Source organism: Nitrospira sp. (genome assembly GCA_029194535.1).
Classification (GTDB): Bacteria; Nitrospirota; Nitrospiria; order Nitrospirales; family Nitrospiraceae; genus Nitrospira_C.
Map to the genome: position 1 here is coordinate 424,009 of JARFXR010000002.1, position 24,682 is coordinate 448,690.

Annotated in this window: 29 protein-coding genes; 20 read left to right on the forward strand and 9 right to left on the reverse strand. The window is 58.4% G+C overall.

The genetic code is table 11. The annotated features are described in order from the left end of the window. Positions 1-225: 225 nt before the first annotated feature. Genes P0111_13470 through P0111_13480 form a run of 3 tightly spaced genes read left to right on the forward strand, consistent with a single transcriptional unit; the run spans position 226 to position 1,647 of the window. Entirely contained in the window at positions 226-573 is a 348-nt protein-coding gene (locus P0111_13470; GenBank protein ID MDF0645034.1) for a DUF5674 family protein, read from the forward strand. An 8-nt stretch (positions 574-581) separates the two neighbouring features. Then, on the forward strand, positions 582-911 hold the full coding sequence (locus tag P0111_13475; protein MDF0645035.1) for a hypothetical protein: 330 nt from the start codon (positions 582-584) through the stop codon (positions 909-911). 10 nt (positions 912-921) lie between these two features. Then, entirely contained in the window at positions 922-1,647 is a 726-nt protein-coding gene (locus P0111_13480) for an MBL fold metallo-hydrolase (GenBank protein ID MDF0645036.1), read from the forward strand. A 129-nt stretch (positions 1,648-1,776) separates the two neighbouring features. Here the strand turns inward: P0111_13480 and P0111_13485 are convergent, their stop codons facing one another. From P0111_13485 to P0111_13495, 3 genes are all read right to left on the reverse strand, one after another. Further along, positions 1,777-2,259 (reverse strand): hypothetical protein, encoded by a 483-nt coding sequence (locus P0111_13485; protein MDF0645037.1) that lies wholly within the window; start codon positions 2,257-2,259, stop codon positions 1,777-1,779. Positions 2,260-2,294: 35 nt separating this feature from the next. Further along, positions 2,295-2,543: a hypothetical protein gene (locus tag P0111_13490; protein ID MDF0645038.1), complete on the reverse strand. Its 249-nt coding sequence runs from the start codon at positions 2,541-2,543 to the stop codon at positions 2,295-2,297. Between the two features lie 80 nt (positions 2,544-2,623). After that, positions 2,624-4,177: an alkaline phosphatase D family protein gene (locus P0111_13495; GenBank protein MDF0645039.1), complete on the reverse strand. Its 1,554-nt coding sequence runs from the start codon at positions 4,175-4,177 to the stop codon at positions 2,624-2,626. On the opposite strand from P0111_13495, the gene P0111_13500 reads away from it, so the two are divergent. Further along, complete coding sequence (locus tag P0111_13500; GenBank protein MDF0645040.1) at positions 4,163-4,402, forward strand: hypothetical protein; 240 nt, start codon at positions 4,163-4,165, stop codon at positions 4,400-4,402. The genes P0111_13495 and P0111_13500 overlap by 15 nt on opposite strands. Positions 4,403-4,537: 135 nt before the next feature. On the opposite strand, the gene P0111_13505 is transcribed toward P0111_13500, so the two are convergent. Together P0111_13505 and P0111_13510 are read right to left on the reverse strand one after the other, a co-directional pair. Continuing rightward, positions 4,538-4,930, reverse strand: a complete 393-nt coding sequence (locus tag P0111_13505; GenBank protein MDF0645041.1) for a nuclear transport factor 2 family protein — start codon at positions 4,928-4,930, stop codon at positions 4,538-4,540. A 69-nt stretch (positions 4,931-4,999) separates the two neighbouring features. Beyond that, a complete protein-coding gene (locus P0111_13510) occupies positions 5,000-5,971 on the reverse strand; it encodes a DMT family transporter (protein MDF0645042.1) in 972 nt (323 codons plus the stop codon). Positions 5,972-6,066: 95 nt separating this feature from the next. Here P0111_13510 and P0111_13515 point away from each other — a divergent pair, with 95 nt between their 5' ends. The 8 genes from P0111_13515 (at position 6,067) to sugE (ending at position 15,544) form a co-directional block, all read left to right on the forward strand. Continuing rightward, positions 6,067-7,581 carry a PAS domain S-box protein gene (locus P0111_13515; GenBank protein ID MDF0645043.1) on the forward strand — a complete coding sequence of 505 codons (1,515 nt, stop codon included), beginning with the start codon at positions 6,067-6,069 and terminating at the stop codon, positions 7,579-7,581. Beyond that, a complete protein-coding gene (locus tag P0111_13520) occupies positions 7,553-8,197 on the forward strand; it encodes a response regulator transcription factor (GenBank protein MDF0645044.1) in 645 nt (214 codons plus the stop codon). Before P0111_13515 ends, P0111_13520 begins: the two co-directional genes overlap by 29 nt. Before the next feature lie 159 nt (positions 8,198-8,356). Then, positions 8,357-8,806, forward strand: a complete 450-nt coding sequence (locus P0111_13525; GenBank protein ID MDF0645045.1) for a response regulator transcription factor — start codon at positions 8,357-8,359, stop codon at positions 8,804-8,806. A 158-nt stretch (positions 8,807-8,964) separates the two neighbouring features. Next, positions 8,965-9,330, forward strand: a complete 366-nt coding sequence (locus P0111_13530; GenBank protein MDF0645046.1) for a response regulator — start codon at positions 8,965-8,967, stop codon at positions 9,328-9,330. A 135-nt stretch (positions 9,331-9,465) separates the two neighbouring features. Then, positions 9,466-10,752, forward strand: a complete 1,287-nt coding sequence (locus P0111_13535) for a TolC family protein (GenBank protein ID MDF0645047.1) — start codon at positions 9,466-9,468, stop codon at positions 10,750-10,752. 29 nt (positions 10,753-10,781) lie between these two features. Beyond that, positions 10,782-11,975: an efflux RND transporter periplasmic adaptor subunit gene (locus P0111_13540; GenBank protein MDF0645048.1), complete on the forward strand. Its 1,194-nt coding sequence runs from the start codon at positions 10,782-10,784 to the stop codon at positions 11,973-11,975. Further along, positions 11,975-15,208 (forward strand): CusA/CzcA family heavy metal efflux RND transporter, encoded by a 3,234-nt coding sequence (locus P0111_13545; GenBank protein ID MDF0645049.1) that lies wholly within the window; start codon positions 11,975-11,977, stop codon positions 15,206-15,208. The genes P0111_13540 and P0111_13545 overlap by 1 nt, the downstream gene beginning before the upstream one ends. A 21-nt stretch (positions 15,209-15,229) precedes the next feature. After that, positions 15,230-15,544, forward strand: a complete 315-nt coding sequence (gene sugE / locus P0111_13550) for a quaternary ammonium compound efflux SMR transporter SugE (protein ID MDF0645050.1) — start codon at positions 15,230-15,232, stop codon at positions 15,542-15,544. A gap of 89 nt (positions 15,545-15,633) precedes the next feature. Here sugE and P0111_13555 read toward each other — a convergent pair whose 3' ends face one another. Then, positions 15,634-16,275, reverse strand: coding sequence for a class I SAM-dependent methyltransferase (locus tag P0111_13555; protein MDF0645051.1), 642 nt, complete (start codon positions 16,273-16,275; stop codon positions 15,634-15,636). 105 nt (positions 16,276-16,380) lie between these two features. On the opposite strand from P0111_13555, the gene P0111_13560 reads away from it, so the two are divergent. Beyond that, a complete protein-coding gene (locus P0111_13560) occupies positions 16,381-17,913 on the forward strand; it encodes a carboxypeptidase M32 (GenBank protein MDF0645052.1) in 1,533 nt (510 codons plus the stop codon). A gap of 63 nt (positions 17,914-17,976) precedes the next feature. Here the strand turns inward: P0111_13560 and P0111_13565 are convergent, their stop codons facing one another. Beyond that, positions 17,977-18,546, reverse strand: a complete 570-nt coding sequence (locus P0111_13565; protein MDF0645053.1) for a hypothetical protein — start codon at positions 18,544-18,546, stop codon at positions 17,977-17,979. A gap of 125 nt (positions 18,547-18,671) precedes the next feature. Here P0111_13565 and P0111_13570 point away from each other — a divergent pair, with 125 nt between their 5' ends. The 3 genes from P0111_13570 to P0111_13580 all read left to right on the forward strand — a co-directional run bounded on the left by P0111_13570 (position 18,672) and on the right by P0111_13580 (position 20,100). Beyond that, entirely contained in the window at positions 18,672-19,109 is a 438-nt protein-coding gene (locus P0111_13570; GenBank protein ID MDF0645054.1) for a Fur family transcriptional regulator, read from the forward strand. Between the two features lie 201 nt (positions 19,110-19,310). Continuing rightward, positions 19,311-19,736 (forward strand): TonB-system energizer ExbB, encoded by a 426-nt coding sequence (gene exbB, locus P0111_13575; protein MDF0645055.1) that lies wholly within the window; start codon positions 19,311-19,313, stop codon positions 19,734-19,736. Next, positions 19,726-20,100 (forward strand): biopolymer transporter ExbD, encoded by a 375-nt coding sequence (locus tag P0111_13580; GenBank protein MDF0645056.1) that lies wholly within the window; start codon positions 19,726-19,728, stop codon positions 20,098-20,100. Before exbB ends, P0111_13580 begins: the two co-directional genes overlap by 11 nt. 75 nt (positions 20,101-20,175) lie before the next feature. Here the strand turns inward: P0111_13580 and P0111_13585 are convergent, their stop codons facing one another. Together P0111_13585 and P0111_13590 are read right to left on the reverse strand one after the other, a co-directional pair. Further along, entirely contained in the window at positions 20,176-20,490 is a 315-nt protein-coding gene (locus P0111_13585) for a hypothetical protein (GenBank protein MDF0645057.1), read from the reverse strand. Next, positions 20,487-21,536 carry an FAD:protein FMN transferase gene (locus tag P0111_13590; protein ID MDF0645058.1) on the reverse strand — a complete coding sequence of 350 codons (1,050 nt, stop codon included), beginning with the start codon at positions 21,534-21,536 and terminating at the stop codon, positions 20,487-20,489. The genes P0111_13585 and P0111_13590 overlap by 4 nt, the downstream gene beginning before the upstream one ends. A 177-nt stretch (positions 21,537-21,713) precedes the next feature. On the opposite strand from P0111_13590, the gene P0111_13595 reads away from it, so the two are divergent. From P0111_13595 to P0111_13610, 4 genes are all read left to right on the forward strand, one after another. Beyond that, positions 21,714-21,881 carry a hypothetical protein gene (locus P0111_13595; GenBank protein MDF0645059.1) on the forward strand — a complete coding sequence of 56 codons (168 nt, stop codon included), beginning with the start codon at positions 21,714-21,716 and terminating at the stop codon, positions 21,879-21,881. A 124-nt stretch (positions 21,882-22,005) separates the two neighbouring features. Next, positions 22,006-23,493 (forward strand): hypothetical protein, encoded by a 1,488-nt coding sequence (locus P0111_13600; GenBank protein ID MDF0645060.1) that lies wholly within the window; start codon positions 22,006-22,008, stop codon positions 23,491-23,493. 59 nt (positions 23,494-23,552) lie between these two features. Next, entirely contained in the window at positions 23,553-24,017 is a 465-nt protein-coding gene (locus P0111_13605) for a hypothetical protein (GenBank protein MDF0645061.1), read from the forward strand. After that, complete coding sequence (locus P0111_13610) at positions 24,002-24,682, forward strand: FMN-binding protein (GenBank protein MDF0645062.1); 681 nt, start codon at positions 24,002-24,004, stop codon at positions 24,680-24,682. The genes P0111_13605 and P0111_13610 overlap by 16 nt, the downstream gene beginning before the upstream one ends.

Genomic DNA, 24,682 nt, shown 5'->3' on the forward strand with positions numbered 1-24,682 from the left:
AGGAGCCACGCCGCAAGCCGCGCTCCCCTGAGCTTTGGCGTTGGGGGGCAGAGCGGATATCATCGAGCGGCCGGAGTTACGGGGTCGGACCTTTCAGTCCGCAGGCGATCGACGATGCGCAGACAAGAGAGAGCGCCAAGCGTTCAAACGAACCGGTATTGACAGCAGCCTGCACAACCCGCATTCTTGCGCCGCGGGCGACTCTCACCTTCTGAAACACGCGTCATGGAGCTCATCATCGTTCGAACGAGTGTGACAAAGGCCGATCTGAACGCCATGGCTCAGCAGCAGTTCGGCGATATGGTCAAGGCCGTTGTGGATATCGATCAGGTGATTATGCCCATCGGCGGGGAACTGCATTCCAACGAGGAAGCCATGCTCCTAGAGCAAGGCTCGCTGCAAAGACACCTGTGGGGCATCAATCTCTACCCTGAAAGGTCGGGCTCCGAATGGATTGAATTTGACTCGATGATCAATGTGCGCCCCTCCGGGGGAAACCGTTCTCGATACGTCGAGCGCGCGGAGACTCGCGACGCGGTCAGGGCCATCGTCAATCGCTTGGTACAAGGTTAACACTCAGCATGGCGCCCATTCACGAGCAACTCGCCGCAGGACGCTGGCACACGCTGTCGCTCGTGGAGCAACTGGCCCATGTCCGCAGCGACGTGGCGCGAGCTGCGCGTTGGCATGGAAAGGATCAGCAGCGTTGCGAACGGGCCTTCGATCGAGCCCTGGAACTGCTGGATTTGACGATCGCGGACGAGCGGTGGAAAGGCCGGCGCAAAGAACTGACCCGTGCGCGCAAACTGCTGTGCGATGCCATGTTCGGCGGGACCACCTACGGCAGTGATCTCGCCTCGCTTGACCGGTATTTTTTCCACTTCGCCATGGCGGCCAGAGCTGGTCGGTGAGGAGACCGAAATGACGATCACGAACAAGCAATCCGGGACCAATATTCAGGAAGTTGCGGACGGGATCTACCGCATCAGTACGCCGGTGATCATGTCGGGCAGCGGCTTTTCATTCAACCAGTATCTCATCGTGGACGACGAGCCACTGATTTTTCACACAGGGCCGCGGAAGCTGTTTCCGCTCGTGCACGAGGCGGTTACACGCGTGCTTCCGCCCCCACGACTTCGTCACATTGCCTTCTCACACGTCGAGGCTGACGAGTGCGGATCGCTCAATGAGTGGCTGGCCGCCGCCCCGCGGTCCGCGCCCCTATGCGGAACCGTTGCGGCGCTGGTCTCCATCAACGACCTTGCGGACCGACCGCCTCGAGCGCTCGCTGACGGCGAGTTGCTCTCACTGGGAAAACACTCCGTCCGGTGGTTTGACACCCCTCACCTGCCGCACGCGTGGGAATGCGGCTTCCTAATGGAAGAAACGACCGGGACGCTTCTGTGCGGTGACCTCTTCACTCAGGGCGGCGCCGACAATCCGGCCATGACCGAGTCGGACATCCTCGGGCCGAGCGAGGCGTTCCGCCACGGAATGGACTATTTCTCGCATACAAAGCATGCGCGCCACATGCTGGAGCGATTGGCGTCCACTCGCCCAACAACACTCGCCTGCATGCACGGCAGCGCATGGCGCGGCGACGGCGCGAAGCTCTTGCGCGCGCTGGCTGCTGCGATCTGTATGTGAACGACGCCCAACAACGGGTTCCAGTAGACGCCCTTGCGCTGCTCGCTCGGGTGCCCGTGGCCGCTCCGCGGCCTCGGCGCGGCTGAACGCAGGCCTTGGTCCTCCCTGTTTCCAGGATCGTCCGAGTGCTCAGCGTTCTGGGTTACGTGCAGCGGAAACGGCCCGGGCAAACGCCAGCAAGCTCTTGCGCTCGTCTTCATCTAACGCCAATAGGAGATGCGTTTCCTCGGCGTGCATCAGGCGCAGGCTCAGAAACGGCTCTTCGCGGCGCTTTTCCCGGTTATCCCACATCGCGTCGATCACTTGGACCTTATCGAGCTGCCCGACGGACAGCACGTCGTAGCGAAAATAGGAGTCCCCGATGACGATGTCGAAGACAACGTTGCCGGCCGTAAGCAGGATGAGATTGAAGCGCCCCTGTTCTTCATAACCCTCCGGCAGAAACTTGTTGATGTGACACAGCGCCACTTTGCGGTCTCCCAATGCAGCGCGAACCTTTTCCTTGAGCGCCGGGTAGTCGATCTGCAAGGCTTTCTCATCGGGGCTTGTGGCTGCCACCGCCGCCGCCTGTGCTTTTTCGAAAATTTCATCCGCCGACATCAACCCTGCCATAAATTATTCTCCTCTTTTCTTTGCTCTATGAGTTGTCACTGATGCTGCTGCCGCGCGCGCACCGCTCGAATCACTCCAAGAATTCCCAAGGCGGCCCATGCGAACTCCAACAGAATGAAACCGGCCCGGCCGTCGGCGATCGCGACCACTCCCAAGAGCAGCGATCCCACGATGTTCAGGGTGAGGTAGCCGGAATGGAGCTCGCGCCAAATTCCGCTCTGATTGAGTCCGTACGCCGCCAACACCATCAGCGCCCCGACCACCGAAATGAACTGTAGCAGCATGAATGAACGATATGGCCCTTCACGGGTCGGTAAAGGTGGTTACCGTAACCGGTTGGCCGCCGGGAATGCAAGGGTCTTGGTTAGCGAGCTTGCACGCGGTGGGAGAAGCGAGTCGTACCGGTGTCGTCAACAAACGACACCTCAAACGCCTCGGCGGTGACTCGGACGAGTCCGAAATTGGAGTACCCCCCGTCGTTGAGCAGGACGGTCGGGTGCAGGCCGGGGTTCGGCGGCGTCAGGCGACCAAATCGCGCCGACAGCGGCCCCGCCACGAACTCGTGGAAATCGACGCGGCCGTCTCCGTCCGGATCGTAGGCGTTGGCTTGCACATAGTGGACGTCGCCCGCAAGGAACACGACGTTCTTGATCTGGTCCGCCAGGATCCGATCGACGAGGACCTGCCGTTCCCGCTCGAAACCGGTCCCGTCTGATCCCCTGGCGGCTCCGCCGGGGGGTCCGCCTGCCCACCCGTCATAGCCGGGTGAGGCCGCGCCGCCGCCTTTGGGAATCGAAAGCGGCACGCTCGTCACTACGGCTTTCCACGTCGCCGTAGACGTGCGTAGCCCATCGACCAGCCAAGCCAACTGAGTCGGCCCCAGCATCGTCTTGGTCGGCCCGTCCGGGTCGGAATTCCTGCTGCGATACTGTCGCGTATCGAGGATGAAAATCTCGAGATCCGCACCGTACCGGACGCTGCGATACATTCGATCTGGATCGCCGGCCTGGACCGCCATCGGCCAATATTCCCGCAGGGCCTGACGCCCAGCGGCCATCTTGGGCTCGTAAGGGCCGGCAAAATTGTCCTGTACTTCATGATCGTCCCAGATCACGTATAGTGGCACGCGGCTCAGCAGTCTGCGCAATGCCGGAGCACCTCGTTGGTATCGATGCCGCAGCCGATATTCCGGCAAATTCGTGGCTATGAAACCCGCTCCCGGTTCGTTGGGAGGAGCCGAACAGATTCCGTCGGCATAGATGGTGTCGCCGAGAAAGATAAAGAAATCTGGACGCTGCGCGCCGATCACGTCGAATATCGGATAGCCGGCCTCCCCCTGTCGGCACCGTTCCTGACCTCCCAAATCCCCGCTCCACGCGAACGTCAGCGGCACGGACCGCGCCGGTTCCGGCAGCGTCGTCACCTCACCGGTTGCGGCAAGGGAGCCGGGCATCGGGCCCGATGCGTGATCGACGGAATCGACGAGAACACGGTATCGGTACCGGGTGGCAGGAGTCAGATGTTCGAGCGGCACGGACAGGGTGAAGTCGGTGTCTGCAGTCGTGACCTGCGTCGGAGTCTGCGATACGACCGGTCGTAGCGACGCCATCGCGCCCGTCTTCTCCCAGTCGTCAAGCGGCGCCCACAGAATCTGGACGGCTTTCGGGCCGTCCGTGCGCAGCCACAGCACCGCCGACCGGCTGGTCACATCACCGACCGCCAGCCCTTCGGGCAACAGCTTGTCTCTGAACGCCGTCGTCTCTGGAAAGGGGCTGTCCGGAGGGAGCGCTTCACGGGAGGCCGACGTGCACGCGGTCAACACCGCGAGTGCCAGAACACACAACGCCAAGGTTGAAAAGCCGGTCATCGGTCGTGCATACTGTCGAATCTGAAGGGGGACCACGTGAACCAATTTCACTGTATCATCCAAGGCTGCCAAGGGAAGGTCTACGCTCCAGCCGGTACACACAACGTCTGCAAGGAACATTTTCTCCATTATCTCACGTGGCGCCGCCGCAAGGGCCCTCAGATGTTTTTGACCTATGCCGGCATGACGATGGACCAACGCGACGTGATCGTCGCGGAATGGCAACAGACCGTCCGCGCCGTCGAACCCTCGCCTGCTTCCGCTCCGAAGCCTTGACCCCATCGCTCCCTGCATTGATTCTCTACTCCGCGCACGCACATCCATCGAGCTGACGAGTCGCAATGTAGGTCAGATTGCTGCGGTATTTCATTCGGCGAGCGCACACGTGCGGCTCGTGATTCCTCGCCTCGTTCACCCCATCACCGTACTTCCGTGATGATGAATCATCAGCCACTCATCCCCGATTCGCTCGAACAGATTCGTTGCCAGCACGTGCGCCTGTTGGGGCTCATCCGACTGCTGGCTCGTGATGTTCTCGACACAGATGACCCAGGCGATGTCGCCCGCCACCTGCACCGTGATTTCGGTCAGCTCGAACTTCATCGAGAAGGTGTTGTTGAAAATCAGCACCCAGGAGTCGCGCACCGAAGGCCAATCTGAACGGAGCGTCCAGCCCGGATGAATGCAGGTGACATATTCGAGGTGCGCCCATACCTCGTCCATTTTGGCGATGTCGAGCGATTCGAACGCATCGTAAAATCGCTGATTGGCTCTGGTGACTTCTTCAATGCGCTGTTCGATCACAGGTCTCCCCCGTCCGAGCGGAGTATCATACTGGAAACTGCCTAGGAGGGCGAGAACGAAACGTCCGGATCAGGCACGGGCGAGGGTCGAGGTTTGGTGATGAACCAGCCAGACGCCGGCTAGGATCAGCGTGACTCCCGCCACCTCGATCATCCCGACTGATTCGCCGAGGATCACGGCGGACAGGGCTACGGCCGCGACCGGAGTCAGATTTCCCAGCACGGTCGCGCGGGACGGTCCGATACCCTTCACCCCGTACAGCCATGCCTGCTGCGCCATCGCAGTGGCGAATACGATCAGATATCCGAGCGCCACCCAGTCACTGGCGCCGACGGAGGCCCATCCCGCCTGGGATGCTTTGCGATCCGTCCAGAGCAACGGAATCTGAAGCCCTGTCGCGACCAGCAGCGTCGTCCAATTGACGGTCAAGGCCGACACCCGCTCCATGATGGCGCGACTGCCGATGCTGTACAACGCCCAACTGACGACTCCCAGGAAAACCAGCAGACTACCGAGGAGCGGCTGCTCTCCTACAGCCTGAAAACCTGCCACGGAGACGAGCGCGACTCCCATGAACGACAATAGGCTTCCGCCCCACACCATTCGCAAGGGCACGTCTTGAATCAAGACCGCCGACAAGAGCGCGGTCACAACCGGCGCGGACCCGATGATGACGCCAGCCACGGCGCCGCTGACGTAGTTGAGGCCCATCAGAATCAGGAGATGATTGCCGAGCACACCCAGCCCGAGCCCAAACAGGATACGGAGGTCTCCTGCCATCAATCCCGCCACTGAGCGCTCCTGCCATGCCCAGGTAACCAGCAGGATGACAAGCCCTCCCATGTCGCGCAGCACGGAGGCTTCGACTGCGGAGAACCCGCTCAGCGCCAGCTTTTGTGCGACGATGGATCCCCCCCAGAGTATGGCGGCGGTCACGATCGCTCCATAGGCGAAACTGTTGGACTGCTGTGACATGGTTATGGTTAAGGGGATACAATCCTTCACGGCCACCGTCAAGCAGTATTCCTCATCCTTCGTCATCGTGTCCGCGCCCGTCTCGATTCATCGCTGGAGCAGCCAGCTTGCACCTCCGGACCTGAAAGGATCATAATTTTCGGCCATCACGAGCCGATTGCATGTCCTCCATCGACAAAGAATGGTTGCGCGGCGGCGCGTTGGTGCTGCTCCTCTCGGGACTCTTCGTCCTGGACATCCATACGCCGCTGAGTCTTGCCAACCATATTCTCTACGCCGTTGCCATCGTGATCGCGATCGGTTCCCGCTTTCCATGGATCCCGGGACTGGTCGCGACGATCTGCACCGCTCTCACGATCATCGGCACATTCCTCAGTCCCCAGCTTCCCAATCAGCCGCTGTGGATTCCGATCGCCAACCGGACCTTCACAATTCTCATCCTGTGGGTCCTGGTCTGGTTCGCGCTGAAGCGCCGGCAGGCGGAAACAGCGTTGCAGAAGGTCAATGAAGGACTTGAGGAGAGGATCGCCGACCGGACCAGGCAGCTCGCCGGCGTCAACGAAGCATTGGTCTCCGAGGTCACCGAGCGCATGCAGACTGAACGGGCCTTTCGCCTCTCGGAGGGGCGGCTCGCCGGGATTCTGGATATTGCCGAGGACGCCATCATCCTGATCGAAGAAGACCGATCCATCTCGCTTTTCAATCAGGGCGCATCGAGATTGTTCGGCTACAGGCCGGAAGAAGTCCTGGGGAAACCGATCGAACTGCTGCTGCCCACGCGCCACCGGCTCCATCACACCGCCAATATCCAAGCCTTTGCGCTCGGCTCCGAATCGGCGCGCCGTATGGCTGAAAGCCGGGGAGTCTTTGGTCTGAGAAAAGATGGAAAGGAATTTCCTGCCGAGGCCAGCATTTCGAAACTTACCGTCGGCGAGAAGACGACCTTCACGGTGATCTTGCGGGATATCAGCGACCGCCTGCAAGCCGAGGGGCAACTGCAGTCGCTGACCGCACAGCTGATGACGGCGCAGGAAGAAGAGCGCCGGCGGATCTCCCGCGAATTGCACGACGACATCAATCAACGGTTGGCCATCGTCGTCATCGAACTGGGCAACATGGAGACGGACCCCTCACTGTCCGATGGGCGGGCTCGTCATGCGATCCAATCGCTGGCCCAGCGTCTGGCGACCATTTCCGACGATGTCCGCCGCATCGCCTACGAATTCCATTCCTCAATCCTGGACGATCTGGGGCTTCCGGCTGCCCTCACGCGTCTGACCGATGAATTTTCTTCGCGGACCGGCGTGAAAACCATCGTGGTCCAGGAGGAGCTGACACCTTCGTTTCCACGGGACATCGCGTCCTGCCTGTACCGGATCGCACAAGAGAGCCTGACGAACGTGACCCGACACGCCAAAGCTTCGCGGGTCGAGCTTGAATTGACGTGCGACGGTTCCGCAGTTACCCTATCGATTCAGGACAATGGGACGGGATTCGATCCAGAGCCATACCGCCACCAACAAGGGTTGGGATTGATTAACATGCGAGAGCGGGTCCGGGCCGTCCACGGCCGGCTGGACATCCATTCAGGACCCGGCCTCGGCACCCGGATCTCCGTGCTCGTTCCTCTTCCTGGAGCCTATGCCAATGAAGAAGCCGCGAATCCTGCTGGCTGACGACCATACCCTCGTCCTCGAGGGATTCAAGAAACTGCTCGAAGAGCACTGCGAACTCGCCGGGACCGTCGAGGACGGGCGCGCGCTTGTCGAAGCCGCGGAACGTGTTCATCCCGACCTGATCCTGCTCGATATCACGATGCCCAGACTCAACGGCATTGACGCAGCCAAGAAGCTGAAACGCTTGCTTCCCGACGTGAAACTCATCTTCGTGACCATGCATGCGGATACGGCATACATCACCGAGGCCTTCAAGGCGGGTGCGTCCGGTTATCTCCTCAAGCGGTCGGCTGGGAAGGAATTGGTCCAAGCGATTCAGTGCGTGATGGGAGGGAACTACTACGTCACCCCGCTTATTACGAAAGATGTGATCAGCTCCTTTCTCAGCCCCGGCCAACCCCGAATCGCCGCGGCCGACGACCTGACCATGAGGCAACGCGAGATCTTGCAACTCGTCGCTGAGGGTTTTTCGGCCAAAGAGATCGCCGCGCAGCTGAAGGTCTCCCATCGAACCGTCGAATTCCATAAAGCCAAGATCATGGAATTGCTGGACTTGCACACGACCGCCGACTTGGTTAAATACGCAGTTGCGCACGGCTTGGTTTCCAGCTCGTGATCACGTACCGAACGGTTCTCTCGTAATTCTCGCCGCGGAAGCCGGTAGTTTTCCAGATAGGCTCCGGTAACATTCCACTCCTCGTTTGAACGGCGCATCGGGTAGACTCCTTCGTGGCGATTTATGCGCGGTGCCGGCACTACAGATGACGAAGTCGTGATGGGACGCGTGCGGATCCTATTGGCCGACGATCAGGCCCAGACGGTTGCCCTGCTCCGGCTTCGATTGGAGTCGGAGTACGACATCGTCGGAGCGGCGGAGAACGGATTGACGGCCATCGAAGCCGCCAGAACCTTCCGTCCCGATGTGTTCCTGACGAATGTTGAGATGCCGATCTTGAACGGAATTGCCGCAGCGCGAGAAATTCATGAGTTCTTGCCCGACTGTCGGGTCATCTTCTATAGTTCGTGCGGAGATCCCGACACGATGGCTGCGGCATTTGAAGCCGGAGCTTCGGGGTATCTTATCAACGATACAGCCCGCTCGCTGCTTTCCTCTATCCGAGCCGTCGTACAGTACATATGGCGCCGGGAACCATATGTTACATCGGACTTCCCTCCCCCGGATTCCCCGCGAGGTCAGACGTTGACGCAGTACGGAGCCTGCTAGGTCAATGGGTTGGGTCCTCAGGGCAACGCTCCGCATCTCCATGGCTCTGCCCTGTGCATGAAAAGGTGGACGCGGTGAATACTGACGCTTCATCCTCCGCAACTGGATCTTCGGCCGCTGCGCCTTCCACAAGGAACGCTCCCGGACGGCGCATCCTCGTGATCGACGGCGACGACGATGTCCGCCGGATTCTCCGTGATCGACTCGGCGCGCTCGGTTTTGATGTGACCGCAGAAGCGGACGGCGCCTCGGGGCTGTCACGCATCGCCAATGATCAGCCGACAAATCCCTTTCATGGGGTGCTCATTGAACTGTATCTGCCGGGACTCGATGGCCTTGCGGTCCTCCGAGAGGTGCGCACCCGTTTCCCGTCAATCCCCATTGTGGTCATGGCGGACTCCATGCACGTGGCGAATCTTCGGCAAGCCATGAATGTCGGAGCGACGGAGTACATCGTCAAACCTTTCGACTCTGAACTGTTTCGGCGCAAGTGCTTGAGCGTATTCTTCGAGGGAAAGGATTAGGCGCAACAGCACCGCACCCAATTGCTCCCCAATCTTGCTCGACTATGTTGCGACGGCGTGGTATGCGCGACTTGCCACATCGGTCTGAACTCGCGTAGCCTCAGGACGAACACCCGGTCAAAAGGGGGACGACATATGACACACCGACGGATTTCTTTGCTCATTTGCCTGACCTCGGCGCTCCAGATCGGCGCCGTACCCCTTCGATCCCAAGCGACTGAATTGTCAGGAGCACCGGTCTACCAACTCGGCACCATAATCGAGATGGCGCTTGCCAGAAACCCCGTGGTGTCCTCCGCCGAGGGGCACATCGACCACCAGCGAGGCCAGCAGACAGCGGCGGGTGCCTATCCCAATCCGCACATCTTAGGCAACGCGGGCTACGGTGAGATTCGGGATGCCGGCCGCGCCGACATCGCGCAATCGCTTGCTCGTCAGTCGATCGTGGAATACAACATGGTCATTGGACAGCCGCTGGAATGGCCGGCCATGCGCTCCGCCCGCCAGCGGGTTGCGGACGCAGGTCTGGCCACGGCAAACGCGGGCATGTCCGAAACACGATTGAATTTGACCACACAGGTCAAGGTCGCGTTTTATGATCTGTTGCTCGCCCAGCAGGACGCGGCGCTGGCCCAGCAGAACCTTGAAATCGTCGAAGGGGTCGGCAGGATCGTCAAGGCCAGAGTCAAGTCAGGAGAAGCGCCGCAATTCGAACTGATCAAAGCGGAGGTGGAAGTCCTAAAGGCCAAGCAGGTCCTCGTTCGCGCCGAGAATGTGGTGCGGGTGAATCGGGTGATCGTGGACACCCTCACCGGTGGCGGACTCGGGCCCTCGTACATGGTTCAGGGAGATTTCCTGAACATGTCCAAGGAATTGCGTATCGATAAGCTCATGGCACGTATGGCCCAAGACCACCCGACCATTCAGCGTCTCCTGCAATCCGTCGAGCAATCGGATTGGCGGATTGAGTTCGAGCGGCAGTCGAGAGTGCCCCAGGTCACTGTCAACGGGAGTTATTGGCGCGAGATCGGCCGCGAAGCCGTGCAAGGCGGCCTGTCTCTACCGGTCCCGGTTTGGTACCGACGCCAGGGAGAGATCGCGGCATCATTGGGCACCAAGCGGCGAGAGGAGGCCGAATTGTTGCGCGCGCGCAACGAACTGGCCCGGGCGATCCACCAACACTATCAGGATGCCAGAACAACGGCCGAGCTCATCGACGTGTTCGACAAGGGTCTCCTGAAACAGGCTCAGGAAGCCCTCCGACTGGCCCAGTTCAGTTTTCAGCAGGGTGCATCCAGCCTCTTGGAGGTCTTCGACGCCCAACGGGTCCAACGACAGATCCAGATGGACTACGCCCAAGCTCGATATGACTTATCCGTCGCCTTGGCACGACTTGAGCGGGCGGTCGGCGGAGCGCTATGATATCGACTGGATCGAGGCGATCGACTGACATGCGCGCTCAATCCCGGCATGGCGTTCTCCCTTTGCTCGGCTGGGTGCTTGCGGGCCTGATGGTTTCGTCCATAGGTTGCGACAGTACGCCCAGCGACGCGGTCAGGTTCAAACCGCCCGTCGGCTCGGCCGCGGGGGTTGTGGTCCTGTCTCCGGAGGATTCCTCGCGGGTCGGTCTGGTCGTCCAACCGGTCGCCCGTAGCGAGTTTCGAACTCATCGTGACTTCCCGGCCATCGTGCAGCCCAACCAACGGGCCGTGGCCGACATTACCACGCTCGTTCGGGGTCGTGTTGTCGACGTCTATACGGACCTCGGCCAGCAAGTCGAAGCTAACGCACTCCTCGCCATCTTGTACAGCAGCGAACTGGGGTTGGCCCAGTCCGCCTATCTGAAGTCGCAAGCGAAGCTGCATGTGGCCGAGCAGGCCTATGCCCGAGCGAAATTTCTGTTGCAGGAAAAAGTGATCGGTGAAGCAGAGGCGCAACGACGCAAGGCCGAACTGCTCAGTATGCAGGCGGAAGCGCACGAAGCGCGCGACCACCTGAAGCTGCTGGGCATGAACGATGAGGAATTTCGCCGTCTCGACCAAACCCGGACCATTCGCTCCCATGTTCCGATTGTGGCCCCGTTTGCGGGACGGATCATCGGACGCAACCTGACGCGAGGGGAAGTCGTCGAAACCACCGAGAAGCTCTTTGTGGTGGCCGACCTGTCTGAGGTGTGGGTCCGCGCCAACATTCCCGAAAAGGACATTCCCTTCGTGCACTTGGTGCATGCGGCCGGTGGCACGCAAGCCGACGTACGCGTCAACGCCTATCCGAATGAAGTCTTCAAAGGTACCATCACTTATGTCGGCGACGTGCTGGATCCGGCGACGCGAACCATGCAACTTCGGCTCGAGCTGCCAAATCCCGAAGGCCGATTGAAGCCTGAGATGTTCGCGACGATCCGTCTGTACTCGGAACCGCAGCCGGACAGGTTGGCCCTGCCGGAATCCGCCCTGCAGCGAGATCATGATCGGACGTTCGTCTTCGTGCGGCGCAACGAAAATGAATACGAAGCCCGTGACGTCCAGATCGGCGAATCCAACGGTGCGCTCACCACGATTCTCGGCGGCCTCAGCGAGGGCGATCCCGTCGTCACGCAAGGCGCGTTCGTCCTGAAGTCCGAGCTCCTCAAGAAGCAGGTCTGATGGTCGCTCGGCTCCTCGACATCTCCCTTCGCCAACGCCTTCTCATCGTGATCTTCGCGATCGTGACGGGAATCGGCGGCATCTACGCGTTCAGGACGATCCCCATCGACGCGTTTCCCGACGTTACCAGTGTTCTTGTGCAAGTGGTGACCAAGGCGCCGGGACTCTCCCCTGCGGAAGTCGAACGACTGGTCACGTACCCCATCGAATTGCAGTTGACGGGGGTTCCGTCGTTGACGGAAATGCGGTCGTTGACGAAAGTGGGACTCTCTCTGGTCACGATCGTCTTCGACGACGACATGGACATCAACCTCGCGCGTCAGCTGGTCCTCGAACGCCTGATCGAAGTCAAGGAGACGCTGCCGCTCGGCGCCGAACCCATGCTGGTGCCGAACAGCACCGGACTCGGCGAGGTGTTCCAGTATTATCTCCAGGAGCCCGCTCGTAGCTACGTGCAGAGCGAAGATGAACGCCAGCAGAGTCTGATCGAGCAGCGGACCGTGCAGGACTGGATCATCCGGCCGCTGTTGAAGGGCACGCCGGAGGTCATCGACGTCAATTCGATGGGCGGTTACGTCAAGCAGTACCAGGTCTTGGTCGAACCAGCCATGCTCAGGAAATACAACCTCACGTTGCATGACGTCTTCGATGCCGTCGCCAGCAATAACGCCAATGCTGGCGGCAATATCTTGGAAAAACACGCGGAAAAGTACATCGTCCGCGGCGTGGGGCTCATCCGCACGCTCGAGGACATCGAGCGCATTGTCGTCAAAGAAACGGGAGGCACGCCGGTCTTCATCGGAGACGTCGCACAGGTACTCGTCGGTCACGCCGTGCGGCACGGCGCGACGGTTTGGAACGGCGAGCGGGAAGTGGTGACCGGCATCGTACTGATGCTCCGCGGCGGGAACGCTCGCGACGTGGTCGAAGGCATCAAGGCGCGCATCGACGACATTCATGCGCGCGATCTCTTGCCGGACGGCCTTCGTATCGTGCCATTTTACGACCGGATCGAGTTGATCACCGCCGCACTGAACACGGTCTACAAATCGCTCGCGGAAGGCGTGGTGCTGGTCGTCCTCATCCTGTTTCTGTTCTTGGGCAATATCCGAAGTGCGTTCATCGTCGTCAGCACGTTGGTGCTGGCGCCCTTGGCCACGTTCATCGTGATGGGACAGGTCGGCTTGACGGCCAACCTCATGTCGCTGGGAGGACTGGCCATCGCGATCGGAATGATTGTGGACGGCTCCGTCGTTGTGGTGGAAAACGTCTACCGCCACCTCTCGACTCATTCTGCCGTTGTGATGCCACGGCGCGATCTCCTGATGACGGCTGTGAAAGAGGTGGGCCAGCCGGTGGTGTTCGGCATCCTCATCATTATTCTGGTCTTCCTTCCTGTCCTCTCCCTTCAGGGAATGGAAGGGAAGATGTTCAAGCCGCTGGCGTACACCATCATGATTGCCCTGTTGATTTCGCTCTTATTGTCCCTGACGCTGTCGCCCACCTTGTGCTCTCTGATGCTGAAAAGCGGGAGCGAGGAAGATCCGTGGATCGTCAGGAAGGCTAAGCGCTTGTATACCCCGGCGCTCCGATGGGCGCTCGGGCATAGCCCGGTCGTCATGGCTGCGGCCGTCGGCTCGTTGGTATGCGGCCTGGCGCTGTTCCCGTTTCTCGGAAGCGAATTCATCCCGATCATGAATGAAGGCAGCGTCGCCCCGCAGACGATCCGTTTGCCGAGCGTGTCCCTACCGGCCTCCATCGAGATCGAGAAACACATGCAGCAAGCGCTGATGGAGTTTCCGGAGGTGGAGACGGTAGTGTCCAAAATCGGGCGGACCGAGTTGGGAAACGATCCGCAGGAGCCCAATGAGAGCGATCCTGTGGTCCGCCTGCGCCCACTGGATCAGTGGACGACGGCCCGGACGATGCCCGAGCTGATGCAGAAGTTCCGGGAACGACTGACCCGCATTCCCGGCGCAACCTTCCTGATCAGTCAACCCATTCAGCAGCGAGTGGACGAACTGATCTCCGGAGTGCGGACGGAGGCGACGGTTAAATTGTTCGGCGATGATCTGGAAATCCTGAGGAGCAAGGCGGACGAAATCGCGGGCGTCCTCGGAACCGTCCGCGGCGTCAGCGACATCAAGGTAGAACAGTTGTTCGGACAGCCGTACCTCACGATCGACATCGACCGGACCAAGATCGCCCGTCACGGCATCAACGTCGCCGATGTGCGGGAGATCATTACGACGGCGATCGGAGGCCGCGCCGCGACCAGAGTCTATGAAGGTCAACAATGGTTCGACCTGTTCGTGCGGTTTCCAGAGCAATATCGAGACAGCGTTGAGCGGATCAGCAACATCCTGCTGACCGACCCCTCGGGGGCATTGATTCCCCTGGCTGATCTCGGCACGGTGAGGCTGGAAGAGGGTCCCGGGCGCATCAGTCGGGAACGTCTCCAACGATATGTGTCGATCGGCTTCAATACCTTGGGGCGGGATATCGGCAGTCTGGTCGCGGAAGCCCAACAGAAGATTTCATCCGCAGTGACGCTCCCTCCCGGGTATCTGGTCACGTGGGGCGGTTCGTTCGAAAACATGGAACGAGCTATGGCTCGACTGCGCATTATCGTTCCGATGACGATCGGCCTCATTTTTCTGCTCCTGTATTCCATGTTCAATTCCTTGCGCCAGGCGACACTCATCATCCTCAATCTGCCGTTTGCCTTGATCGGCGGCGTGGTCGCCCTCTGGCTGACCGGCGAGTATCTCAGCGTGCCAGCCTCGGTCGGATTTATCAATCTCTTCGGCGTGGCGGTGTTGAACGGGATCGTGCTCGTGTCCTGCATGAACAAACTCCGCGACGACGGTCATAATTTGGATGAAGCGGTCTTCACGGGAAGCGTGCTCCGCCTACGACCGGTACTGATGACCGCGTTGGTTGCCCTACTCGGCCTCGCGCCATTGGCATTCGCTCGAGGAATTGGCTCAGAGGTTCAACGACCGTTGGCGATCGTCGTGATCGGGGGATTGGTGAGTTCCACCTTGCTCACCCTGGTCGTGCTCCCGGTGCTCTACCGTTGGGTCGAGGGCCGCGCCGCCGGATACGCTGGGCACTCGGCACAGACCGGCAATGCCATCACGCCTCAGGATCTCATAGACGGCGCGGAATCGTCCGTCCACGCCGCCGCTCTCCAGCACCACGGAATTGAGAGGCCGGGAAACGGCGCGTGAGCGCAACGGAAGGAAACTGCCATGTCGTGGGTGTATCTCTTTGTTGCCGGACTCTTTGAAATCGCGTGGGCCGTCGGAATGAAGTATACGGAGGGCTTCACCAGGCTGTGGCCGAGCCTCTGGACGGTATTGGCCATGATCGTCAGCCTATGGTGCCTGGCCCTTGCCCTGAGAACCATTCCAATCGGAACGGGTTATGCGGTCTGGACCGGAATAGGTGCTGCGGGTACGGCGGTGATGGGGATGTTCTTGTTCCACGAGCCTCGTGATCTGATGCGGTTGTTCAGCATCGGATTCATCGTGGCGGGGATCGTCGGGCTCAAGCTGAGTTCGTAGCCGAACTCTCAACCGGCCGCGTGCGGGTTTCGTGTTCGTGGTGCCTGCCGGCGGGCGCAATCCGGACACTCTAGGCGCTTCGTCTCGGCCTATTTCGGCCTGATGACGAATACCCCGTCTCGAACCGGCAGAAGGACTGCAGACACACCTGGATCAGCGGCCACAATCCGATTCAACTCCTGGATCGCGGCGGCTCTCTCGTCAGGCGCCGGCTGTTTCAGTACGTCGCCGTTCCAGAGCACGTTGTCCACCAAGATCACGCCTCCCGGTGCAATCAGATCGAGCGCACGCCGGTAGTACCGCACATAGTTGGGCTTGTCCGCGTCGATGAATATCAAATCGAACGGTCCGGTCAGGTCGCGCATGGTGTCGAGCGCCGGGCCCAGCCGGATCGAAATTTTTCGCCCGTCTGGTGACCGCGAAAAATAGCGGCGCGCCAACTCGGCCGGCCCTTCATCGATTTCGCATGTCACCACGGTTCCGTCCGCGGGAAGCGCCTCGGCAAAACAGAGTGCGCTGTAGCCGGTGAACATGCCGATTTCCAATACCCGTTTTGCTCCGACCAGATGAGTCATCATTTTCAGAAACGCCCCTTCAAGGGGGCCCACCAGCATTTGTGGATGCTCCATCGTGCGGTGGGTTTCCTCCCTGAGCGCTCTGCAGACCGCCGACTCAGAGATGGAATGCGCTTCGGAATAGGCTTCGACCTCGGCCGAAACAAGCTGGTTCATGGGGGCGGTCCTTGACGGTTTAAAAATGACAGGATCGAGCGTACACTATCGTGGGCTCGTACGTGAGCGATCTTACCATACGGTGTCATGCGGGAGATATATGATGTGAAGACACTCACCACCCTGGAAAACCTTACAAACCGGCTGCGCGAGATTCAGCGTATCAACAGCGCGGCTTCCGTGCTGTCCTGGGATCAAGAAACGCACATGCCGGCGGGCGGGGGCTCCGCCAGAGCCGAACAGATTGCGACACTCCAGGGGATCGCTCACAGGCAGTTCGTCTCGGATGAGACCGAGAGGCTATTGAGCGCCGCCGTCGACCTCGCAACGGGTCACCCCCTTGACCGAGATGGTGAGTTATGGGACGAGCCGGCACAATCGCTTCTCCGTGAGGTGTGGAGGGACTTCAGCCGGGCCAGAAAACTCCCGTCTGATTTCGTCGTGAAGCTCAGTCGCGAATGCTCCCTCGCTCAACAAGTCTGGGCGGAAGCACGAGAAGGGAATGCCTTTGCCGACTTCCTGCCGAACCTCGGCACGGTGCTGGCCCTCAAGCGGGAGGAGGCTCAGTATTTGGGCTATGCGGGCTCTCCTTACAATGCGTTATTGGATTACTATGAACCCGAGGCAACGATCGCCGGATTGCGGCCGTTGTTTGCGCAACTGAAGGCCAGACTGGTTCCCCTGCTCCGAAAAATCCAGAACAGTTCGGTGCGGGTCGATGACGGCATCCTGTTTCACACCTTTGATTCGGCGAGACAACTCGAATTCGGCCGCCTGGTTCTCATCGCCATGGGATACGATTTCGAGAGAGGCAGGCTCGATCTGTCGGCTCATCCCTTCACCACATCGTTTCACCCCACGGACGTGCGGGTCACCACCCGGATCCATGAACACGACCTCACGTCGTGCTTGTTCAGTTGCATCCATGAGGGCGGCCATGGGCTGTACGATCAGGGGCTGGATCCAGCCCACTATGGAACGCCGCTTGGAGACTCCGTTTCGCTCGGGATTCATGAAAGCCAATCCCGCATGTGGGAGAACTGTGTAGGCCGCTCCAGAGCCTTCTGGCGGTTCTTCTATCCGATCTTGCAGCAGACGTTTCATCACCAATTGCAGTCCGTCGACCTCGATCATTTCTACGCCGCAGTGAATCGGGTCAAACCCTCCTACATTCGGGTCGAGGCCGATGAGCTGACGTACAATCTTCACATTATGTTGCGCTTCGAAATCGAGCAAGATCTGATCGAAGGCCGTGCCAAAGCCGAGGAACTCCCGGAACTTTGGAATGTGAAGATGAAGGAATATCTGGATATTGTCCCGCCGACCGATGCCGATGGCGTGCTCCAGGACGTCCATTGGTCCTTGGGAGCGTTTGGATATTTTCCTACCTACACGCTCGGAAATCTTTATGCCGTGCAGTTTTACGACCAGGCCCGCATGGAGATCCCCCACCTGGAAGACGAAATTGCGGCCGGGCAATTACTGGTCTTACGCCGATGGCTCGGCCAAAAAATACACCGCTGGGGGCGGATGTTCACCGCCGAGCGATTGGCGCAACGGGTCACCGGTGTGAGCCTGACACCGGAACCCTATCTCCAGTACATCGAGCGAAAGTACGCCGAATTGTACCGACTGTAGCCGGTCGATCGGCCAAGTCGAGTGTCCGCTCAACACACCGCGCTCACAACTCAGCGCTATCCACTAGTACCCCATGGCATGGTTGATCTTAGCCAAGATGCTCGGAGAGAGCTGGAACTCGTATTGCACCTCGATCCGAGACGGTACGAGCAGCGTGGTATGAAACACGATGTCCCGGATCGGAATCTTGAATTCAGGATCCTGCGGGGTGCTCAACTCCACGGACTCCACCGAGTTGGTGATGGCCCCGCTGTCATGACCGCCGTAGGTCGCGACCACCGCCTTGAGAATCTCGACGATCTTCTCATTGATTTCCACTCCCGCTACCGCCTTTTCCAGCTGAGCAATCACCTCTCCGGCTTGTTCGGTGAGCGTAAAGTTCTCCACCCGTTCCCGCCTGCGGAGGGACGTCAGGTCGTTGTCCAAATCCTTGCTGAAGGCGCCGTAGGCGAAGCGGAAAAACTCGAAATGAAATCCTTTGTACCCCTTCCCGAACATTTGCAGTTCACATAGGAAGCAGAGCTGCTGGAGCTTGACATCGCTGAGGAGACCGTGGGGCTCAGCGCACTGCAGCACATAGAGCAATAACGCCCGATCAACCATAATCTGATGAGGCTGACGCATCGTGGCCATTCCCCGCGCATCACAAAACCGCCCACGACTATAGACAGCGGACCTCAAACCCGTCAATCACGACCCTCTTGACCCAGCCTCATGATTTCGTTTCTAATGTTTGTTCCCTCGGAGGTATATCTGTTATGGTGTCAGCAAAGAACGCGAAAGAAATGGAGACGCTCAAGGAGCATCTGGCGAGACACCAGTTGAAGTTTACCCGCCAGCGAGAGCTCATTCTGAGTGCCTTCTTGCGACAAGAGCACATTACGGCTGAGGCGATGTACCATCAACTGGCAAAGATGGATCCGCATCTCGGGTTGGCTACCATCTACCGGACCCTAAACCTCTTTTGCGATGCCGGACTTGCGCAGGCCCGACACTTCGGTTCTCAAACTCAATACGACAACATTTCGCATAAGGGACATCACGACCATCTCATTTGCACTGGGTGCGGAAAAATCATCGAGTTCGAGAACTGTGAAATAGAGCGACTCCAGGAAGAGGTCGCGGTGAAGAACGGGTTTGCGATTCAGACCCACCGGCTTGAGCTCTATGGGCTCTGCTCCCGCTGCCGCCACTAAGCGCCGCAGAAATCAGTCACTCATCACGCCGTCTGCAGGAGTAGCCCTGAGCCAAAAATGCAGGCTGGCGCGACCCTGGCCCACCTCCGATTCGGACCAACTGACCCAGCTTAATTGACACAGGATTCTGAATTTTGTTAGCGTACGCACTCGACATGTTGAGAACTTTTTTCCAGTTCAGCTCTTCGGAAGGCGCAACAGATGGACCTGTTAAAGCACGCAGTGGACTATGGAGTGATCGGACTGCTCTTTTTGCTCAGCATCTGGTGTGTCGCGGTAGCTGTTGAGCGCTGGCTCTTCTATCGTCGGGTCGACCTCAAGCAATATCCTAATCAGCAAGTGTTCGAAATCGCCCTGACCCGGCGGCTGGTCATTATTGGGACTGTCGCATCAAATGCTCCTTACATCGGTCTGCTCGGAACGGTCCTTGGCATCATGCTCACATTTCACACAATGGGAACCACCGGTCAGATGGCGGTCAATACCATCATGATCGGGTTGAGTCTCGCCCTCAAAGCCACGGCCGTAGGGCTGCTGGTGGCCATTCCGTGCGTGGTCATGAATAACATCTTGCGTCGGCGGGTCTCGGAACTCATCACCCTGTACAAGGTGCAGCATGGAACGTGAGATCGATCAGATCAACGTGATCCCTCTGGTGGACGTAATGCTGGTCCTCCTTGTCATCGTCATGACAACGGCCACGTTCATCACGACTGGGCATATCCCAGTGAACCTCGCAAAGGCCAAAGAGGCAGGAGACCGGAAGGATGTGCCGCTTGTGATCACGCTCTCCTCCGATGGCAGTTTGTTCCTCAACGACCAACCGGTGTCGCAGGAGGGATTGAAGGTCGAATTGATCAGCCATTCCAGGGAATCGCTGGTCCTGGTTCGAGCGGACAGGGTAACCGTGCTTGAGCGCTTCGTCAACGTAGTCGATGACGTCCGCGGCCTCGGCTTCCACCAGGTCAGTCTCGAGGTGCTAAGATCATAGTAACCGCAATTTCAGCCGCCCGATAGGCCGGTCACGCGCAGGACTTCAAACGTCCCGCTGGCTCTACCGTTTCATCTAGGCTTCACACTTATCCTGTTGCCAATCCCGAAGGATCTCATCCTTGTCAAACGTCAAAATGTATACATGACAGTAGGTGGACTTGGCATATCCTGCGAAGCTACCGGTCCCGCTGCCACGGTCAAAATAGGTCCATACCATTCCTCCACCATCGATCTTCCGAGCCTTGTGAGGGGCCCCGTAACGACTGGCGACCTGCTCGGCAGTGGAAGTGTTCACACCATTCTTGAAGTACTGAGATTCGATCTCCGAACACGCCACCGACATTCCTAACAGCACGGCTGCCTGGAGCACTCGCATGAGTTTGCTCATTGAAGATGTCCTTCCTGATCAGATTCAACCGGAAAACGAATGCGATGTCTCAACCCTGATGAGATATGAACATTGCCCGCATGGTCCACGATCACGGCCTCCACATCGGGAAGGCGTTCAACCAAATCCATCCCACGCTCAGGCCCCATGACAAATACACCGGTATCAAGGCCATCGGCCCATACGCCGTCCCTTGCAATGACGGAAACGCTTTGACAAGCACGGGCAGGCTGCAGTGTGGACGGATCCAGGATGTGATGATAACGAACTCCGTCACGGTCAAAAAACTTCTCATAATCGCCTGCTGTTGAAATTGCCTCGTCCTCTAAATCGATAAAAGCCAGAACTGCCCCTTCTTTGCGAGGATGCTGGATGCCAACCGTAAATTTCCTCTTACCTGGTAACTGACCGAATGCTTTAACGTCCCCAGAGAGCGCCACTACTCCGGCATTGGCGCCCGCCGTCCTCATCGCAGTCACTGCCTGATCTGCCGCATAACCCTTTCCAATACCTCCGACGTCGATCCGCATCCCAAGCGTTTCGAGGAAAATCGTGCCGGATTGTACATCAAGATGCACGCCACTGAGCATCGTCAATGCCTTGAGGGCCTGAAGGTCCTCGGGCGACGGAATTTCTTGTCGCTCAGTGACACGCCAAGCATCGACAGCGGGGCCTATAGCAATGTTGAATCCGCCATTGGTCAGTTTCGCCACCTGTAATGATCGCTCGACGACCGCAATAGTCTCTGGACTCACGCGGACCGGCTCCCTTCCCGCAGCAGCATTGACTGAAGAGAGTTCACTCGTGCCAATCCAGGTACTCAGTAGCCGCTCAAGGCGCTTGATTTCCGAGAATCCGGCATCGATCGCGTTATTCGCCGCCTCCTCCGACGGCGCTAGTGCCGTGATTGTCACAAGCGTCCCCATGTGCAACTGGGTTCGCTTTTTGAGCACCGGTGTAGACGGGGATAGCAACTGAGTACATCCGGCAAGCATCGTCACAATAAGAAGCAGATCCCGTAGCCGGTTCGTCAGTTCGCATGCCATATCTAGAGGTTTGTAGCACAGTTTCCGTGAGAATTCGCAGGGGAGTACCGAAGAGACTCCATCTCATTTTTCTCAAGATTTCCGTTCGTACCACTTGACAATTGGGAGCGATTCGGGACATTAATAACCGTTCTCAATTTCATTTAAAGCCTTCTAGCATCAATGATTGTCACAGGCATGCCGCCCCAGGAGCGTTTTCAGAACGACGAAACGCGTTGCGAATGCGGCCAGCTCATCGCCAAGGTAAAGGACGCCGGGCTTGAACTCAAATGCAAACGATGCAAGCGCATCGTCATTATTCCCTTCGCTGCGGTCGAAGGCTGGACGGGGCAATCGTCCAGATGAAAGGAGGATTCGTATCGTCAGAACCTACGGGTAGCTCTTAGGCGCCAGAAACAGGACCAGAGACCTTTGCGTCCCGAGTCAGACCACCATTGCTTCAAACCATCGTTTCTCAAGGAGGTTCGCAATGCGGATCGGGGCAATCCTTGGGGCTCTGGTTATCGCCAGCTTACCGGTCATGCCGGTATGGGCGGAAAACATGACTCCGGAGGAAATTCAGAAGTTGGTAGACGAGGCCGTCGAAAAGAGAATGAAAGAATACGAGCGGCGGGAACCTTCTGCGGAGAGATCCATGGAGCAGAAGCAAGCACAGCCCGGAGGCCCGCAGTATCCGGTTGCAACGGGTCCCATGTCTGACATTAAGGTTGAACGAAAGGGCGAAGAAAGCGTGCCGCTGTCGTTCGGATCCACCGGGTCAGGAAGGCTCGTTTATGCGAAACCCTTCGTCAGCGCGCCCAAGGCCACCATCGGTGGGTACGCAGATTTCAAGTTCGGATCTCTGACCGGCCCGACGCTCGACAATCTCAGCCGACAGTCGTTCAACCAGGAACGAATGGTGCCCTTCCTGTACGCCGATGTAACGGACCGAGTGAAGTTCATGACTGAAATTGAGTTTGAACGCGGCGGGACCAATTCTCCGGGGGCGAACGGCACCAATGCCGGCTCCATGCAACTGGAATTCATGCAGCTCGACTATCTCGTCACTGAGTCCTTCAATCTCCGCGGCGGTATCATCTTGATGCCGGTGGGCAAGTTCAACCTCCTGCACGATTCACCGCTCAACGACCTTCCGGATCGGCCGATGGTCGATCGCCTTGTCATTCCCAGCACCTGGTTCGAGACGGGCGCCGGTTTCTATGGCACCTTGTATCCCAGCTCCCTTTCGAAGGTGGACTACGAATTCTACGCCGTCAATGGCATGGGCTGTAACGCACAGGGCAGCGCGATCACAGATGTGAATGGAACTCGCAACTGCCGAGGCAGTGTCTCTCGTGATCTGAACGATAACAAGGGTGTGGTCGGACGTCTCGCCTTCAGCCCGATGCTCGGCATTGAAATCGCGGGATCGTCGTTCTACGGCCTGTACAACAACCGGAATGCCGGGGGTGTCAACAATCAGAAAGATTACATCGGAATTTATGCGATCGACTGGACGCTTCAACGCGGGCCCTTCGAGGTAATCGGTGAGGCGGCCTGGTCCCGGATCGAAGGGAACCAAGGAGTAACATTAACCACCCAAGGGCCCTCAGGCATGTTTGGATATTATATCCAAGGCAACTACCACTTCATGCCGGAATTTTTGAAGAGGATGGCTCCCAGCCACTTCACCGACAACTCGACATTCACTGCCGTCGTCCGATGGGAGACTGTAGATACCGATACATCTCAAAACTCGCGCTTTGCCAACGGTCAGGTCAGCAATCAGCGAGATCTGCAACGATTGACACTAGGAGTGAATTTCAGACCGATCGAGGACACGGTGTTTAAGTTCAGCTACATGTTCAATACACAGAGAAACACGTCCTTGAACAACTTCGTCAACAATCCCGGGAACAATCAGGTGACCCGCATCGACGGGAACGGATTCTTATTCATGGCAGCCACGTATTTCTAGAGACATGACAAGCCGGCTGCCTGCTTAGCCTGGCAGCCGGCCGATCCGAAGATGGCATCATGACTATTGGGCACAGTGTGACAGGTCTCCTAGGTGTTGGACTTCTCCTATGGCAAGTCGGGTGCTCGTCACTGACGGGTCTGCAGGAACGTTATGTCGTTTGCCCCTACGACAAGGTCTGGGATGCCGCCATCGAAAGCGTCAAGGATAGGTCGATCAAAGTCCAAGAGAAGGAGAAGGGTCTCATCGAAACCGCGTGGTTGGAGCTCCCGATGCCCGGTCGAAAGTATGGGGCATTCCAACGCGACATGGAGAGCAAGGACCGCTCCCGTATCATCATGAATGTCAAGCGACTCAGTGACGTCACGAATGTCAACTTTATTGAGGAACGTCAACGGTGGGCATTTCGCGGAGGCTCAAGGCTTTTCGGCTGGGCTGATACGGACCCTTCCCGAGAGGTGATGACCGATGTCGAACACCGGCTTGACGGCAAGCTCAAGGAGCAAGGATGCTCGCTCGCCTAATTGCTTCCATCATCTGCTTTGCAGGTTTCTCGCTGTGGACGACAGCGGCGTTCAGCGGCGACCGCATTTGGGACAACGAGTTGCGCCGGTTCGTCACCGAGCAAGACTTCAAGTACGAAGAATTCATGACGGAAGATGAAGCGTTGAAGCACGCGCTTCCCAAGTCGAAACGCATCAGGCGAGAACTCATCCGTCTGACGCAGGACAAGAAAGAGTTAATCGAGCAACGCATCGGATGGAAGTTTCCGGAGGAATCATTCGAGGTCTATGTCGGCGAGACAGACGATAAGATCGATGGGTACGCCATGATTCATCATACCATCGGGAAGTACAAACCCATGACGTATATGGTCGGTGTGGACGCAGAAGGGACCTGCCAGGATGTCGAACTGTTGGTCTTTCGCGACGCCAAAGGCAGCGAAGTTCGCACGAAACGTTTTAATTCTCAATATGAAGGCAAGAACGTGTCCGATCCGATTCGAATCAACAAAGATATCATCAATATCTCCGGCGCAACCATGTCCGTACGCTCCATGAGCGCAGGTGTGAAGCGTGTGTTGGTGTTATTGGATGAATTCTATTTGAAGCCCGCAGGTCTCGGCAGCGACGCCATCGACGCGCGCAGGGCCGAGAGAGGGTTTTTCAGCCTATTGTTCGGCAAGTGA